This window comes from Devosia nitrariae (assembly GCF_030160115.1).
In the GTDB taxonomy this organism is placed as follows: domain Bacteria; phylum Pseudomonadota; class Alphaproteobacteria; order Rhizobiales; family Devosiaceae; genus Devosia; species Devosia nitrariae.
Window position 1 is genome coordinate 118,799 of sequence record NZ_BSNS01000002.1, and the last position, 14,307, is coordinate 133,105.

The window sequence follows — 14,307 nt, forward strand, 5'->3', positions numbered from 1 at the left end:
CCGGTTATTTGCGGCCGCGCGGCTTGCCGGGACCGCCTGAAGGCCGGCCACCAGGCTTGCCAGAAGGCCGACCACCAGGTTTGCCCGTAGGGCGCCCGCCAGGCCCACTCGACGGACGGCCGGGGGAACGCCGTGATGGACCGGAGGCCGGTCGACTGCCGGCAGGGCGCGGGGTGCGCGGTGGACGAGTGTCGCCCTCAGCTTCGGGCCGGGCGGAGCTGGGACGGTCCCTGCGCGGAGGACGGGTGTCCCCTTCGGATCCAGACCGGGCAGGTCGCGGGCGATCCGAACGCGGGGCGGAACGGCCTTCGCTGCGCGTACCGCCACGGGCAGGCGTGCGGCTGGGACTGGCACCGTCGGAACGGTAGGGACGCTTCTGGCGGGCATCGGCCTGGCCGCCGGTCTCGGCGTCGCGGCGGCGGGGCCGGCGTTCCCCGGCGTCGTCGGGCGTACGCGACTTCTCGCCGAAATCACGCTGCGGACGGCCGGGACGACCAGCCGGGGGCCGTGCTGGCCGGTCGCCGCGAGCAGGTCTTTCACCGCCGCGTTCGGGACGGTCGCTACGCGGCCTGTCACCACGCCCGGCGGGCTTGGCGCGGAACTCGACGCTCTCGCCGTCATCGAAATGGATGCGGCGGGGCGGAGCCGGATTATCATCCTCACGCAGGCGCGGAGCGCGGCGGGTCTCGGGACGGCCGGACAGGCTCGTCCGGTCGCTACGCGTCTTGTGACCGTGGGGCGGGCGCGAGCGGGCAGGCTCGGGCATTTCGCTGTCGAAGTCGACACCGGCCGCCTCTGCAAGCTTCTTGCCGAGTTGGTCCTTGAGCACGCGAGCTTTGACCGTCTCGACGGCACCCGGTTCGATGTCGCCGAGCTGGAATGGGCCATAGCTGACCCGGATGAGGCGGTTGACCGTCAGGCCGAGCGCCTCGAGCACGTTCCTGACTTCACGGTTCTTACCCTCGCGCAGTGCCAGTGTCAGCCAGATATTTGTGCCCTGCTCGCGCTCGAGGGTCGCCTCGATCTCGCCATAGCGCACGCCCTCGACCTCGATCCCGTGCTGCAACCTGTCGAGCTCGGCCTGGGTGACGCTGCCGTGGGCGCGAACACGATAGCGGCGCAGCCATCCGGTCTCGGGCAGCTCGAGAATGCGCTTCAAGCCGCCATCATTTGTCAGGAGCAGGAGGCCCTCGGTGTTGATGTCGAGACGGCCGACGCTGACGACGCGAGGGAGACCGTGCTTCTCGACCGCCTCGAACACGGTCGGACGGCCCTGCGGATCCTTCTCGGTGACGACTAGTCCGACGGGCTTGTGGTAGAGCCAGAGGCGGGTGCCGGCCCGCTCGGCCAGCGGCTTGCCGTCGACGGCGATCTTGTCGCGCTCGGTGACGTTGAAGGCGGGGGTTATGACCTTCTTGCCGTTGACAGTCACACGGCCGGCGGCGATCCAGCTTTCGGCGTCGCGGCGCGAGCAGAGCCCGGAACGGGCGATGACCTTGGCCAGCCGGTCTCCGGCTGGCGGGGCGGTGCGGCTTTCGCTCATGGCGTAAACGCTTTCATGACATGCGGGACCCTGGAGCAATTACCGCGTTTCCGAACCGGAAAAGTGGCACTTTTGCTGGAAACGCTCTGGCGGGCGGCGCAAAAAAAGGCGCGACGGCTATCGAGCGCCGCCGCGGTTGATCAGTTCTGGCCCATCTTCTCGGAGGCCGAGAAGCCGCCGGGGCCCGCGACCTTCGGCCCGGCCGAACGCAGAGCCCGGCGAATCTCTTCGGGGCAGCGCGGATCATCGAGCGGCACGAGTTGGCCGCCGGGCGCCTGGCAAACCATGTCGCGCCCGCCGACGACGGTGAAGTAGCGCTCGGGCGGCAGATAGAGCGGACGTTCGTTGCTGGACGAGACGTTCATGCCGGCGGAGGTCATGCGGGCGGTCAGCGCCTTGGCCTCCGCCTCAGTCAGCGGACGGCCGGAATAGCTGTTGAGGTCGACGACGCGCGCGTTGCGCAGCCGCTGGATGTCGGCTGCGGAAAGACCGGCGGTGTCGATCTGCGGATTGGCGTTGTTGGCGGGCAGTTGAGCCGCTGCGCTCTGGGTCGGCGGAGGCAGCGCCGACGTGTCGCGCGGCAGGACCAGCGGGGCGCGCGCATTGGGATCCTCCTTGTCGGCGCCCTGCGGAACCAGGCCGAGGCCCTGGACGGTCGAGGTCATCACCTCGCGCTCGAAGGTGCCTATATCGGTCAATGCATTGGTGCCCTCGACCGTGGTGCAGGCGGCGAGCGCGGTGGCAAGAACCAGACCCAGAACGGACCGGATCGCGGTGTTGGCCGTCGACCTTCGCCCGGTGATACCCACAGTCATGAAGCGTCCCTTTGAGTAAAAACCCGGCGCTTATAGCGCATCAGGCCCGTTAAGGCCAGATTCTGGCGGCATCGTGTTCCAAGGCACGCCGAGCCAGTATGCAAATGCTGTTTCATTGCGCTTGCGCGCCCGCGTCGCGCTGCCGGCCTATGCCGACGACGTCGAGAAGCAGCAGAATGACACCGACGGTCAGCGCGACGTCGGCGAGATTGAAGATGTAGAACGACCACTGGCCCCAGTGGAAATGGAAGAAATCGGCGACCGCCCCGTAAATCAGCCGGTCGAGCGCGTTGGACAGCGCCCCGCCAAGGCACAGAGCGAGACCGGCCCGGATCAGCAGGCTGTCGGCGCGCCACCACCAGATGGCGAGCGCGATCATCGCGGCAGCCATGACGATGCCGAGCGTCCAGACTGGGAGGCCCCCGAGCAGGCCGTAGGAGATACCGGTGTTCCACACCAGCACATAGTCGAAGAAATCGGTGACGCGTACGATCTCGCCGCCGCGCCAGCCGGTCATCGAAAAGGGCACATAGGTCGCAGGGATATCGATGCACCTGCCCATGCCGATGCCTGCGCAATCGGCAGCGACCTGGAAGGCCTTGTGGGCGCGGTCGAGCCCGAAGGCAAGGACCGCAAGCATCAGCGAGATGAGGACCGAGGGGTTAAGCGCGCGGGGAAGCATGATCACGCGCCTCTGAATTGCTGCGGCAGGAGTGTGCCACGGGGGAAGCCGCGGCGATACCGAAGGCCCCCTCACCCGGCGCTTCGCGCCGACCTCTCCCAGGAGGGGCGAGGTGAGCACAGTGCCTCACCCCGCAAGGAGACCATCCCCTCGCCCCTTTGGGGAGAGGGTTAGGGTGACGGGTCAACGGGTACAGACCCAACCTCAGAGCCCAGCCGCCTTGCGCTCGCGCAGGGCCTGGGCGTCGCGCGGCGTCACGTCGGGATATTCCGGATCGGACCCCACCTCGGGCAGGATCTTCCAGGAGCGGGCACAGCGGCGGCCTTGTGCCGGCGCGAAGACCACGGTGACACCCGGCACATCCGGCAAGGTAAAGCCGTCGACGGGGGCGGCGTGGGCATTGCCGAATGTGATTGCCGAAGTGATGGCAATCTCGGCCAGGTCGATCCCGGCGATGGCCGCGACAAGCACCGGATCGGAGACGAAGACCGTGGGAGCGGCTTCGAGCGAGGAGCCGATGATCTTGTTGCGCCGCTCGATCTCGAGCTCGCCTGTGATCACCCGGCGCACCGCCTTGACCTTCTCCCATTTGGCGGCCAGCGCATCATTGCGCCATTCGGCCGGAACCTCAGGGAAGAGGCGCAGGTGCACCGACGTCCCCTCCTCCCTGTGCCGCTCCAGCCAGACCTCTTCCATGGTGAACACCAGCACCGGCGCGAGCCAGGCGGTGAGGCAATTGAAGAGGTGGTTGAGGACGGTCAGCGATGCGCGACGGCGAACCGACGAGATCGGATCGCAGTAGAGCGCGTCCTTGCGGATGTCGAAGTAGAATGCCGAGAGCTCGACATTCATGAAATTGGAAAGCGCGGCAACGAGGCGCTTGTAGTCGTATTCCTTGTAGGCCGCGCGCACCGTCTCGTCGAGAGCGGCGAGACGGTGGAGAACCAGGCGCTCGAGTTCGGGCATATCGGCGAAGTCGACGGCGTCCTTGGCCTCGTAGTGGGCAAGATTGCCCAATAGCCAGCGCAGGGTGTTCCTCAGCTTCCTGTAGCTGTCGACGGTCGTCTGGATTGTCTCCTTGCCCAGGCGCAGATCTTCCGAATAGTCGGAGGACGCGACCCAGAGCCGCAGGATATCGGCACCGTACTGCTTGATGATCTCCTGGGGGGCAACGACGTTGCCGAGTGACTTGCTCATCTTGCGGCCTTCACCATCCATGGTGAAGCCGTGGGTCAAAACGCTGTCATAGGGCGCAAAGCCGTTGGTGGCGCAACTCTCGAGGAGCGAGGAGTGGAACCAGCCGCGGTGCTGGTCCGAGCCTTCGAGATACATCGAGGCCGGAAACTTCAGGTGCGGCCATTTCTGCTTGTTGCGCAGGACGAACGAATGTGTCGAGCCCGAGTCGAACCAGACGTCGAGGACGTCCGTGACCATCTCGTAGTCAGAAGGATCGCGGTCAGGGCCGAGGAAGCGCGCGGCGGCACCCTCCTTGTACCAGGCGTCGGCACCCTCCTCCTCGAAGGCCTGGGCGATGCGATGGTTGACCGTCTCGTCCTTGAGGACCTCGCCAGTCTTCTTGTCGACGAACACCGTGATCGGCACGCCCCAGGCGCGCTGGCGCGAGAGCACCCAGTCTGGCCGATCCTGCATCATGGCGCGCAGGCGATTCTGCCCGGCGATGGGGTAGAAGCGGGTTTCTTCGATCGCCAGCAAGGCCCTCGACCTCAGAGAGTCCTCGCCATAGCGGGCGATGGCCTCCTGCCTTCGCGTATCCATGTCGCTGCCATCGGCCAGCTTTCCGCCCAGCGGCTTGTCCATATAGACGAACCATTGCGGCGTGTTGCGGTAGATGACGGGCTTCTTGGAGCGCCAGGAGTGCGGGTACTGGTGCTTGATGCGGCCGCGCGCGACCATTGCTCCGCGCTCGGCAAGCGCGGTGATGACGCGCTGGTTGGCATCGCCTTTCTTGCCGGAATCGTCGATGATGCGCGCGCCCTCGAACCCGGGAGCATCGGCGGTGTAAAAGCCGTCGCCGGCGACGGGAACGGGGATAGCGGTGTCGATGCCGCGCTGGGCAAGGTTCCGGCCGTTTTCCGTCCACACCTCGAAATCCTCGAGGCCGTGGCTCGGTGCGGTGTGGACGAAGCCGGTGCCGGCATCGTCGGTGACGTGCTCGCCATCGAGCAGGGGCACAGCGAACGCGTAGCCGCCAGCGAGGCCCTTGAGCGGATGTGAGCAGGTGGTGCCGGCAAGCTCATCGGACGACACCGCTCGCAGCTTCGCATAGGCCTCGACCTTGGCCTTGGCGAAAACCTCGGCGGCAAGTTTGTCGGCCAGGATCAGCTTGTCGCCGATCTTGGCCCAGTTGCCCTCTGGAGCCTGGGTGACCTCATAGAGGCCGTATTCGACCTTCCCGGAATAGCTGACGGCACGGTTGCCCGGGATGGTCCATGGGGTGGTCGTCCAGATGACAACTGAGGCCCCCCCGCCGGCACTCTGTCCCGCGATGACCGGGAACTTCACCCAGATCGCATCGGACTCGTAGTCCTGGTACTCGATCTCGGCCTCGGCGAGCGCCGTGCGCTCGACCACACTCCACATCACGGGCTTGGATCCGCGATAGAGCTGGCCGGACATGGCAACCTTCATCAGCTCGCGCGCGATCTGGGCTTCGGCGTCGAAGCTCATGGTGAGATAGGGATTGTCCCACTCGCCGATCACGCCCAGGCGCTTGAATTCGGCGCGTTGCACGTCGACCCACTCTTCGGCAAAGCGCCGGCACTCCTGACGGAATTCGACGACAGGGACGTCGTTCTTATCCTTACCCCTGGCGCGGTACTGCTCTTCGATCTTCCATTCGATGGGCAGGCCGTGGCAGTCCCAGCCTGGCACATAGGCAGAGTTGTAGCCGAGCATCTGCATCGACCTCGAGACGAGGTCCTTGAGGACCTTGTTCAGCGCATGGCCGATGTGAATGTTGCCGTTGGCGTAGGGCGGGCCGTCGTGGAGGGTGAAGAGCGGCCGGTCCTTGGCGTCCTCGCGCTGGCGTGCATAGATGTCCATCCTTTCCCAGCGTTCGAGCCAGTTCGGCTCGCGGCCGGGCAGCCCAGCGCGCATGGGAAAATCGGTTTGCGGCAAAAAGAGCGTCGCCGAATAGTCGGTCTCGGTCTCGCTCACGGCGGTATCGTTCATCGGGGCGGCTTATCTGTCCGGAGGAATTGGCGGCCTTGTAGCAAGCGAGGGCTCCCGGGGCAAAGGGGGAATCGCGTAAGCTGGCAAACGCGGGGTGGGTCCTGGGGGCGGGCAATGGGCAATATTAACCGAACGGAAACCATAACGCTTTCACAAAGCATTGTGGAGGCTATGGTCTTGCGCAAATCCGTTCTCGTCCTGGTCGGCACCCTCGTCATCGGCATCTCGCTGAGCCTGGCGCCTGCAATCGCGCAGGAGGCGGTCGATGAGGCGGCATTTGTCTTCGCCGGGCGCTTCTACAGCGAGCACTTGGAGGATCAGCTCAATCCGCTCGGTCCCTTCGGCGTCGACTATGAGGACAACTTCCTCATCGGTGGCGGCTATCAGCGTTTCTATCTGGGGCCGGACTGGCTGCGGTTTGGCTGGGAAGCGGGCGCTACGGTCGGCTTTGGAGAGGACGTGCGGGGTGAGGCCTGGGCCGGGCTTGTCGGACGATTCGACGCCATATCGATCGGGCAGGTACACATCTCGGCGTCGCTGACAGCCGGCATGTCGGCCATCACCAACACCATCGGCATCGAAACCGAGCGGGTGGCCCCCGGGGCGAACCCGCACCTGCTCTTTTATGTGGCTCCCGAAATCGGCCTTTCGCTCGACAGTCAGCCCAATTTGGAAGCTTTCATGCGCGTGCAGCACCGATCGGGCGGCTGGGGACTGATCGGCAGCATGGGCGACGGACACAACGCCACTTCGGTCGGCATGCGCTGGCGGTTTTAGCCGAAGAAGCCCAGCTTCCCGTCGAGGTCCGAAATCGGCCGAGCCGCTGCCAGTAGCGCGCGTGCCTTGCGGCTGTCGCGATCCATGGCGGCAATGAGCTCGTCGAGGCCGGAGAACACCTCCTGGCCCCGGATATGGGCGACGATGGCGACCGTGATGATGTGGCCGTAGATGTCCTCGTCGAAATCGAAGAGGTGCGTCTCGAAGGGCGGGCGCTGGTTGTTGAACATCGGCTTGCCATAGGCGGCGACGCCATCGAAGAGGCGTTCGCCGACGCGGGCGCGCACGGCGTAGACGCCCTGGGCGAGACTGAAGCCGACATCGGTAAGCGTGTTGGCGGTCGGATAGCCGAGTTCCCTGCCCCGGCGGTCCCCCTCGATAACGCACCCCTCGAAGAACCAGTGGTAGCCCAGCAGCCGGTTGGCGGCAGCGACCGCCCCTTCCGAAAGGGCGGCACGGATACGCGACGACGAGATGACCTCATCCCCCTCATCGAGCAGGTCGAGAGTCTCGACTGAAAAGCCGAGGCGTTCGCCTTCGGCCTTGAGGAACGCGGGGGTGCCCCGCCGCTGGCGACCGAAATGGAAATCGGCGCCAATGATGACGCCGCTCGTTGCCAAGGCTTCGATCAAGAAGCGCGAAACGAAGTCCTCGGCCTCGTTCTGGGAGAACTCGGGGGTAAAGGGCATGACAATGATGCCGTCGAGCCCCATCGCCTCGGCGAGCCGCGCCTTGGCGTTGCCGGCCGTTAGGCGGAACATGAATGGAGTGGGCGCGAAAACATCTCGCGGATGCGGCTCGAAGGTCATGACCAGCGCCGGCACGCCGCGCTCAGCGGCGCGGGCCTTCAGGGTTTCCAGCACATATTGATGGCCGCGGTGGAAGCCGTCGAAATTGCCGATGGCAAGCATGGCGCCGCGGATTTCGCCGGGCACGTGGTCAAGGCCGGAAAGATAGTGGAAATCGGTCAACGGGGGACAAGTCCTCATGGCCGTAAGGAACCGGGAAACTGCAACGGCCGGTTGCGGTTTGCAAGCCTTGAGCCTTATGCGCTCTGATGAAGTCAAAGCGCCGGCTCAAGTTGTTTGTTGTTGCAACGTTTCTTGCGAAAAGCCGGTACCCACCTTTTCGCACGTTGCCAATGGTCGAGCGGCTGCTACCAGACCAGCCGGGGCAGAAAACCCACCATGTTGGCGCGGCTCGGCTCAACGAGCTCGGCGATGGCGTCCGGGTCAGGATTGCCGAAGGCATCGAGCTCGGCGGCGTGGATGGAGCCGGTAATGAAGAGGAGGTCGACTCCGAACTGGGCAGCCCCCGTGGCGTCGGTCCTGACGCTGTCGCCTATGGCGAGCACCCGCGACTTGTCGATCGGGTGACCGGCAGCTTCCTGCGCGAGGCGATAGGCTTGCTCGTAGATCGGCTGGTACGGCTTGCCGGCCATCAGCACCATGCCGCCCATGGCCGCGTAAAGATCGCCGAGCGCACCGCCGCAATAGATGATCTTGTCGCCGTGCTCGACCACCCGATCCGGATTGGCGCAGATCATCTTCAACCTGCGGGAGAGCCAGAACTCGGCGCGTTGGCGATACATCTCGGGAGTGTCGTCGTCGCTGTCGAGGTCGGTGACGACGACCACGGCGGCGTCATCGGCCGAGCCACGGTTGACATCGAGGCCCTCATAGAGAGCATCGTCCTCGGTGGGCGGACCGACGTGATGGACGACCTTGCCGGCGTAGCGGGCAATCATGGTGCGGGTGGCATCACCCGAGGAGACGATCGCATCGTACGCCTCACGAGGAACCCCCAGTCGGTCGAGCATGGCAACAATCGGCGGCGAGGGGCGAGGCGCGTTGGTAATGAAGACCACCTTGCCGCCGGCCTTGCGGTATTCGACCAGAGCCTCGCAAGCTGGCGGAAACGCCTCGACGCCGTTGTGCATGACGCCCCAGACGTCAGAGAGCACGGCGTCATACTGCGGGGCAAGATCAGCTAAGCCGGAAATGATCGAAGGCATGGGGAATCCTGAAAGCAAGGAGACGGAGGGCGCAGGCGGTGCAAAGTTCGGCCAGGCCGGGTCCGGCAGGTTGCGCTATCCCTCGGCGCGCCGCAACTGCCCGATGGCGCGCGGACGCTCGGAGGCAAGGTCGGACCGCGCCGGCTCGGGCCGGGCGAGGTGCGGGCCCTGGGCAAGGTCCACGCCATCCTCGATGAGCTCAAGGATCTGCTCTTCTGCGCCAACGCCGGTGACGACGAGATCGACGCCGAAGCGGGCGAGGTAACTTGCCACGTCCGAGATATGGAAATCGGTCAAGGCTTGCGGATCCGAGAGGAAAGTGCCGGCATCGACCCGCAACGCGCGCACGCCCTGCCCTACCAGAGCGGCAATATCAGAGCGCAGTGAGCGCACCGCGCCCAGGGCGAACGTCGCCCCAACCCGGACCAACTGGCCCGCGCCGATGCGCTCGGCTTCGTTCAGCGCCTGCCAGTCGGTATCGGCGAGGAGGAAGACGACGCTTTGAGCGATGGTGCGATTGGCTTCCAAAGACGACAGGTGTTGCTCGCGGCTCATGCGGTCAGCGAGGGTCGCGCGCGAGAGCGGCACGAAGAGCACGACCGTCTGGCCGGCGGAGCGGGCACGCCGTGCGATAGCGATGGCCTCGAGGAGCGATGCGCCGTCGACCTGTCGCCGAATGTCCTCGCCGCCATTGCGTGGCAGGAAGTCCTGCGGCTCGGCCACTTCCCCGCCATCCAGCATGAGGCGCGGCACCAGGTCATAGCCGTGAACGCGACGCTGCGGCAGGGTGAGGACAGGCTGGACATGGACGGCGAGCCGATCGTCGGCGAGCGCACGGCGCACGGCATCGGGGGGGATGGTCGGCTCGATCTCTTCAGGCGCGGGCGCAGCTTCGCGCGGAGCGGGCCGACTGGCGGAGGGTGTGCGCTGCTCTTCGATTTCGGCAACGGCCTCGGCCACCTGCCGGATGACGGTGCCGAGCACCGAGATGTCGGCTTCGACGACCTGGAGACGTTTGCCGGCATCCTGATCGGCGAGTTGGTTGACGCGCTGGCTCAAGACCGCGCCCGCCTGCGCATCGGTGGCCAAAAGCCGCGAAAGATCTTCGATGGCCTTTTCCAGCCGAGCCTCAGCGCGGCGGCGCAGGGTCCGCTCGATCGAAAGAATGCCGAGACCGGCAAAGACAAAGGCTGCAAGCCCCGCTTCGACGGGGCTGAAGGCCAGCCCGAAATAGGCGGTCGCTCCAACGCCGAGCGCTGCCAGCACGACAAAGGTGTAAACAATAACCTGCACGACGATATTCAAGCCCCACGCGCCGAACGAAAGATTCGGCCAGTTCGTCATACCATTGCGAGGGGACGGGCAAAAGCGCGGGAGCCTGGTTCGGCACCGAGGAAAACGCTTTATTTACCCTAAATCGACAAGATCATCGTCGCGCAGCCGAGCCCACGGGGCACGGACACGCGGGATTTCGGACGAGGATTTGGGCTTGATGGTGACGGCAGGCGGTTCGGCGACGCTCACGCAAGGCAGACTGCTGCTGGTCGACCGGGACGCATCGAGCGCGAGGGTTCTGGCGGCAACGCTCGCCGAGTGCCTGGTCTCGGCCCCGGAGATGACCGCCGTCGGCGGTGGCCGGCAGGCGGCCGAGACGCTGAGGGCCGGCGACTTCGACGTGGTCCTGGCCGACCTTGCGAGCCTGGCTGACCTCGCCGAGGCGACCGAGGATGCGGTCGCGCGCCTCGTGAAGCTGGCGCGCGGCGCACTGATGGTGGCGCTGTCGGATGGCGCCTCGGTGTCGGCGGCGGTGGCAGCGATGCAGGCAGGCGCCCACGACTATGTGGCCAAGCCCATCAACGGACCGGCCCTGGCCACCCGCATCGGGGAACTGGCCGAGCGGCACGGCAAGACGCGCGCCATCGCCATCGAGGCCCGTCCGCAGGCGGGCGTCACCGGCTTTGCCGGGTTCGTGGGCGCGTCGAGCGCCATGCAGTTCGTCTACGAGCAGATCGAGCGTATCGCGCCGTCGTCGGCGCCGGTGTTCATCACCGGCGAGAGCGGCACGGGCAAGGAGGTCGCCGCCGAGGCGCTGCACGCCAGGGGGCCACGCGCCGAGAAGGCGTTCATCGCCGTCAACTGCGCGGCGATCCCGCGTGACCTGATGGAAAGCGAGCTTTTCGGGGTGGTGCGCGGCGCCTATACGGGCGCCCACGAGGACCGTAAGGGTGCGGCCGAGCTCGCGGACGGGGGCACGCTCTTTCTCGACGAGATCGGCGAGATGGACCTGTCGCTGCAATCCAAGCTCCTGCGCTTCCTGCAGACCGGCATGATGAGCCGGGTCGGCGAATCGGGGACGCGCAAGATCGATGCCCGGGTGATCTGCGCCACCAACCGCAACCCCATGCAGATGATCGCGGACAAGACCTTCCGCGAGGATCTCTTCTATCGGCTGCACGTGCTGCCGATCCATCTGCCGCCGCTCCGCCAGCGCCCGGCCGACATCATGGCGCTGGCGCGCCACTTCCTCGAGACGTTCGCGCGCGAGGAACGCAAGCAGTTTTCCGGCTTTTCGGCGGAGGCCGCAGCCGCGATGCTGGCACGCGACTGGCCTGGAAACGTGCGGCAGCTGCAGAACCTCACACGGCGCCTGGTGGTGATGTTCGACGGCGGACAGATCGATGCGGAAATGCTGCGGGCCGCCGACATCGAATCACGCGAGGCGGTCATCGAGACGGCGCCGGTGCCGCGCGAACGACGCCCGGTGCTGCCCATGTGGCAGCAGGAGCAGCGCATCATCGAGGACGCCATCGCCTCGTTCAATGGCAACATCTCACTTGCCGCTGCCGCCCTCGAGATCAGCCCGTCGACCATCTACCGCAAGCGGCAGAGCTGGGCGGAAATGGGCACCGCCGGAGCGGCATAGAGCGCGAAGCGATTTGATTGAATCAAATCGCGCGCTCTGCCTTTGTTGTCGCGGGATCTTTCGCGAAAAACCGGTTCCCATCCCGGATCAAGTCCCGGACAGGCTTTTTTCGCATCCCGCTCTAAAGCCTATCCCTGCGGGGTCATCGTCTGGCGGGCCTTACCTCGATCGAGGCCGAGGCGGCGCTCGCGCCAGATGACGAAAATGCCCGAGCCGACGACAATGAGACCGCCGAACAGCATCTGGACCGTCGGCACCTCGGCGAAGGCGAAATAGCCGACGGCGATCGCCAAGAGCATCGAAGTGTATTCGAAAGGCGCGATGATCGACATGTCGGCGTGGCGGTAGCTCGAGGTCAAAAGAATCTGGGCGATGCCACCGGCAAAGCCGGCCCCGATAAGAAGTGCGGCTTGCGTCGGCGTCGGCCACACCCAGCCGAGGGGGACGGTCAGCAGCGCGAGAATGCTGGAGGTCAGCGAGAAATAGATGACAATGGTAGCGGTCTTCTCGGTCGCGACCAGGCGGCGCACCTGTAGGGTCGCGAAGGCGGCGCAGATCGCACCGCCGAACGCGGCCACGGCGCCGGCGGTGACCCCCGCCTCGACCGGCGCCTCGCCCGACAGGAGCGTCAAGCGCGGCCACATGATGATGAGGACGCCCACGAGCCCGACGACCACCGCACTCCAGCGATAGAGCCGCACGAATTCTTTAAGGAGCAGCGCGCTCAGCGCGACGATCAGTAGGGGCGTTGCATAGCCGATGGCCGTCGCCTCGGGCAGCGGCAGACGGGCGATCGCGAAGAAGTTGCAGGTCATGGCCGTAACGCCGACCAGCCCGCGCACCACGTGCCCCCACGGGTTGGCAGTCTTGAGGCCCTCGACCAGCTGGCCGCGCCAGCCGAGATAGAGGGCGATTGGGAAAATGGCAAAGAACGAGCGGAAGAAGACGAGTTCGCCCGTCGGCACGCCTTCCGCGGCCTTCAGCATCCCCGCCATCACGACGAAAACCGCAACCGCTGCGACCTTCAGGCCGATGCCGCGCATCACAGACGCCTTGCGCTCGACGGGCGGCTGGGACGGATGCGGCGATGGCGGCGCGGGGGCGGTCAAGGCAGGCCCGGAGGTGGGAGGCGGTATCGGCACTGAGCCGGAGCGAGTCAGGGCTTAGCAGTTGCGTTGGGAGTTGTCGACCGGCGGAGGCCTTGTGGTCGGCCTGTCCAGAAAGGCGCTGACGATTGCTCGTGTCGACGTAGTTTATATCCGGCCTGGAGCTTTTTTTGACGGGCCTACGTCCTCACCACACCGGGCAAGTGCTTAGTGGGCGCATCGATCGAGGACGACTACCTCGACCTCTTCCGGCAGGCCGGGTTCCAAAATGTCAGGGTGCTAAGGCCATAGACATGCGGATGTCAAAGCCGGCCAACACGCAATAAAGGGCGGTCAAGCCGGGGAAAACTCGCACCGCACCCTGCCCTCCAGGAAATGCACGTGGTCGTAGAGCGGCTCTGCCCCGGCCGCCGCCTCGCTCACGTATTCGGCGGCGTTCTCGATGGTGGCCGTGGCGGTGCGGATGGTATAGAAGTGCACTTCGCCGAGCGCGGTCTGGCGGTGGTCATCGGTTGCGAGCAGCAGGTCGGAACGGATGTCGTCCATGGGTACGTAGACGTGTGAGGAGCCGTCGGCGTGTTCGAGCCGGAGCGCACGGCGGGAGTCGATGACCTCGGCGTCGTCCACAAAAATATGGACCCGTCCCTCGACGGGCGCGATGGAAAATTCTTCTGCGCGGCGATCCGGCGTCATTTCGAGCCTATCGGTTCATCCGGTTTGCAGATCAAGACGCGCGAAGGGCGGCTTTCGTTCCCTGCCGGCGCTCCTGCGGTAAGCAATGGAACCCGCGGTAAAACCTGCCTCACGTGTTCTTGACTCGTTCAGCGCCCCCTCCTATATCCCCGCACAGCCTTGTTAGCACTCAAACAGCAGGAGTGCTAACAAGGCGCCAGATTGCAAAAACCCACGTCTCATCAAGGAGCGAACATGAGCTTCCGTCCACTGCACGACCGCGTTGTCGTTCGGCGCGTTGACAGCGAGGAAAAGACCGCTGGCGGCATCATCATCCCGGACACCGCAAAGGAAAAGCCCTCCGAGGGCGTGATCGTCTCCGTCGGCCCGGGCGCCCGTGACGAAAGCGGCAAGATTGTCCCGCCCGACGTCAAGGAAGGTGACCGCGTGCTCTTCGGCAAGTGGAGCGGCACCGAGGTCAAACTCAATGGCCAGGATCTCCTCATCATGAAGGAATCCGACATCATGGGCGTCATCACCGCTTAGCACTGGCGATCCGATCGCTCGCCTAAGTTCAAACCTT

The 14,307-nt window shown here is 65.4% G+C and carries 12 protein-coding genes; 3 read left to right on the forward strand and 9 right to left on the reverse strand.

Going from position 1 to position 14,307, the window contains the following annotated elements; genetic code table 11:
- Positions 1–4: 4 nt before the first annotated feature.
- From QQK18_RS01225 to ileS, 4 genes are all read right to left on the reverse strand, one after another.
- Positions 5–1,543, reverse strand: coding sequence for a pseudouridine synthase (locus QQK18_RS01225; RefSeq protein ID WP_284338453.1), 1,539 nt, complete (start codon positions 1,541–1,543; stop codon positions 5–7).
- Positions 1,544–1,683: 140 nt separating this feature from the next.
- The gene (locus QQK18_RS01230) at positions 1,684–2,358 is read right to left on the reverse strand and encodes a hypothetical protein (protein ID WP_284338454.1); all 675 of its coding nucleotides are present in this window, start codon (positions 2,356–2,358) and stop codon (positions 1,684–1,686) included.
- 112 nt (positions 2,359–2,470) lie between these two features.
- Complete coding sequence (lspA, locus tag QQK18_RS01235) at positions 2,471–3,040, reverse strand: signal peptidase II (protein WP_284338455.1); 570 nt, start codon at positions 3,038–3,040, stop codon at positions 2,471–2,473.
- 204 nt (positions 3,041–3,244) lie between these two features.
- On the reverse strand, positions 3,245–6,232 hold the full coding sequence (ileS, locus tag QQK18_RS01240) for an isoleucine--tRNA ligase (RefSeq protein ID WP_284338456.1): 2,988 nt from the start codon (positions 6,230–6,232) through the stop codon (positions 3,245–3,247).
- 177 nt (positions 6,233–6,409) lie between these two features.
- Here ileS and QQK18_RS01245 point away from each other — a divergent pair, with 177 nt between their 5' ends.
- Positions 6,410–7,009 carry a hypothetical protein gene (locus QQK18_RS01245; RefSeq protein ID WP_284338457.1) on the forward strand — a complete coding sequence of 200 codons (600 nt, stop codon included), beginning with the start codon at positions 6,410–6,412 and terminating at the stop codon, positions 7,007–7,009.
- Here the strand turns inward: QQK18_RS01245 and QQK18_RS01250 are convergent.
- The 3 genes from QQK18_RS01250 to QQK18_RS01260 all read right to left on the reverse strand — a co-directional run bounded on the left by QQK18_RS01250 (position 7,006) and on the right by QQK18_RS01260 (position 10,316).
- Complete coding sequence (locus QQK18_RS01250; protein ID WP_284338458.1) at positions 7,006–7,980, reverse strand: bifunctional riboflavin kinase/FAD synthetase; 975 nt, start codon at positions 7,978–7,980, stop codon at positions 7,006–7,008. The two genes, QQK18_RS01245 and QQK18_RS01250, sit on opposite strands and share 4 nt — an antisense overlap.
- Before the next feature lie 185 nt (positions 7,981–8,165).
- Complete coding sequence (locus tag QQK18_RS01255) at positions 8,166–9,023, reverse strand: TIGR01459 family HAD-type hydrolase (RefSeq protein ID WP_284338459.1); 858 nt, start codon at positions 9,021–9,023, stop codon at positions 8,166–8,168.
- Between the two features lie 75 nt (positions 9,024–9,098).
- Positions 9,099–10,316 (reverse strand): EAL domain-containing protein, encoded by a 1,218-nt coding sequence (locus tag QQK18_RS01260; RefSeq protein ID WP_284338460.1) that lies wholly within the window; start codon positions 10,314–10,316, stop codon positions 9,099–9,101.
- Between the two features lie 199 nt (positions 10,317–10,515).
- Here QQK18_RS01260 and QQK18_RS01265 point away from each other — a divergent pair, with 199 nt between their 5' ends.
- Positions 10,516–11,946, forward strand: coding sequence for a sigma-54-dependent transcriptional regulator (locus QQK18_RS01265; protein ID WP_284338738.1), 1,431 nt, complete (start codon positions 10,516–10,518; stop codon positions 11,944–11,946).
- 128 nt (positions 11,947–12,074) lie between these two features.
- On the opposite strand, the gene QQK18_RS01270 is transcribed toward QQK18_RS01265, so the two are convergent.
- Positions 12,075–12,989, reverse strand: a complete 915-nt coding sequence (locus QQK18_RS01270) for a DMT family transporter (RefSeq protein WP_284338461.1) — start codon at positions 12,987–12,989, stop codon at positions 12,075–12,077.
- A gap of 396 nt (positions 12,990–13,385) precedes the next feature.
- A complete protein-coding gene (locus QQK18_RS01275) occupies positions 13,386–13,745 on the reverse strand; it encodes a DUF427 domain-containing protein (protein WP_284338462.1) in 360 nt (119 codons plus the stop codon).
- Between the two features lie 234 nt (positions 13,746–13,979).
- Between QQK18_RS01275 and QQK18_RS01280 the strand changes: the two genes are divergently transcribed.
- Positions 13,980–14,270 carry a co-chaperone GroES gene (locus QQK18_RS01280; protein ID WP_284338463.1) on the forward strand — a complete coding sequence of 97 codons (291 nt, stop codon included), beginning with the start codon at positions 13,980–13,982 and terminating at the stop codon, positions 14,268–14,270.
- Positions 14,271–14,307: the final 37 nt, after the last annotated feature.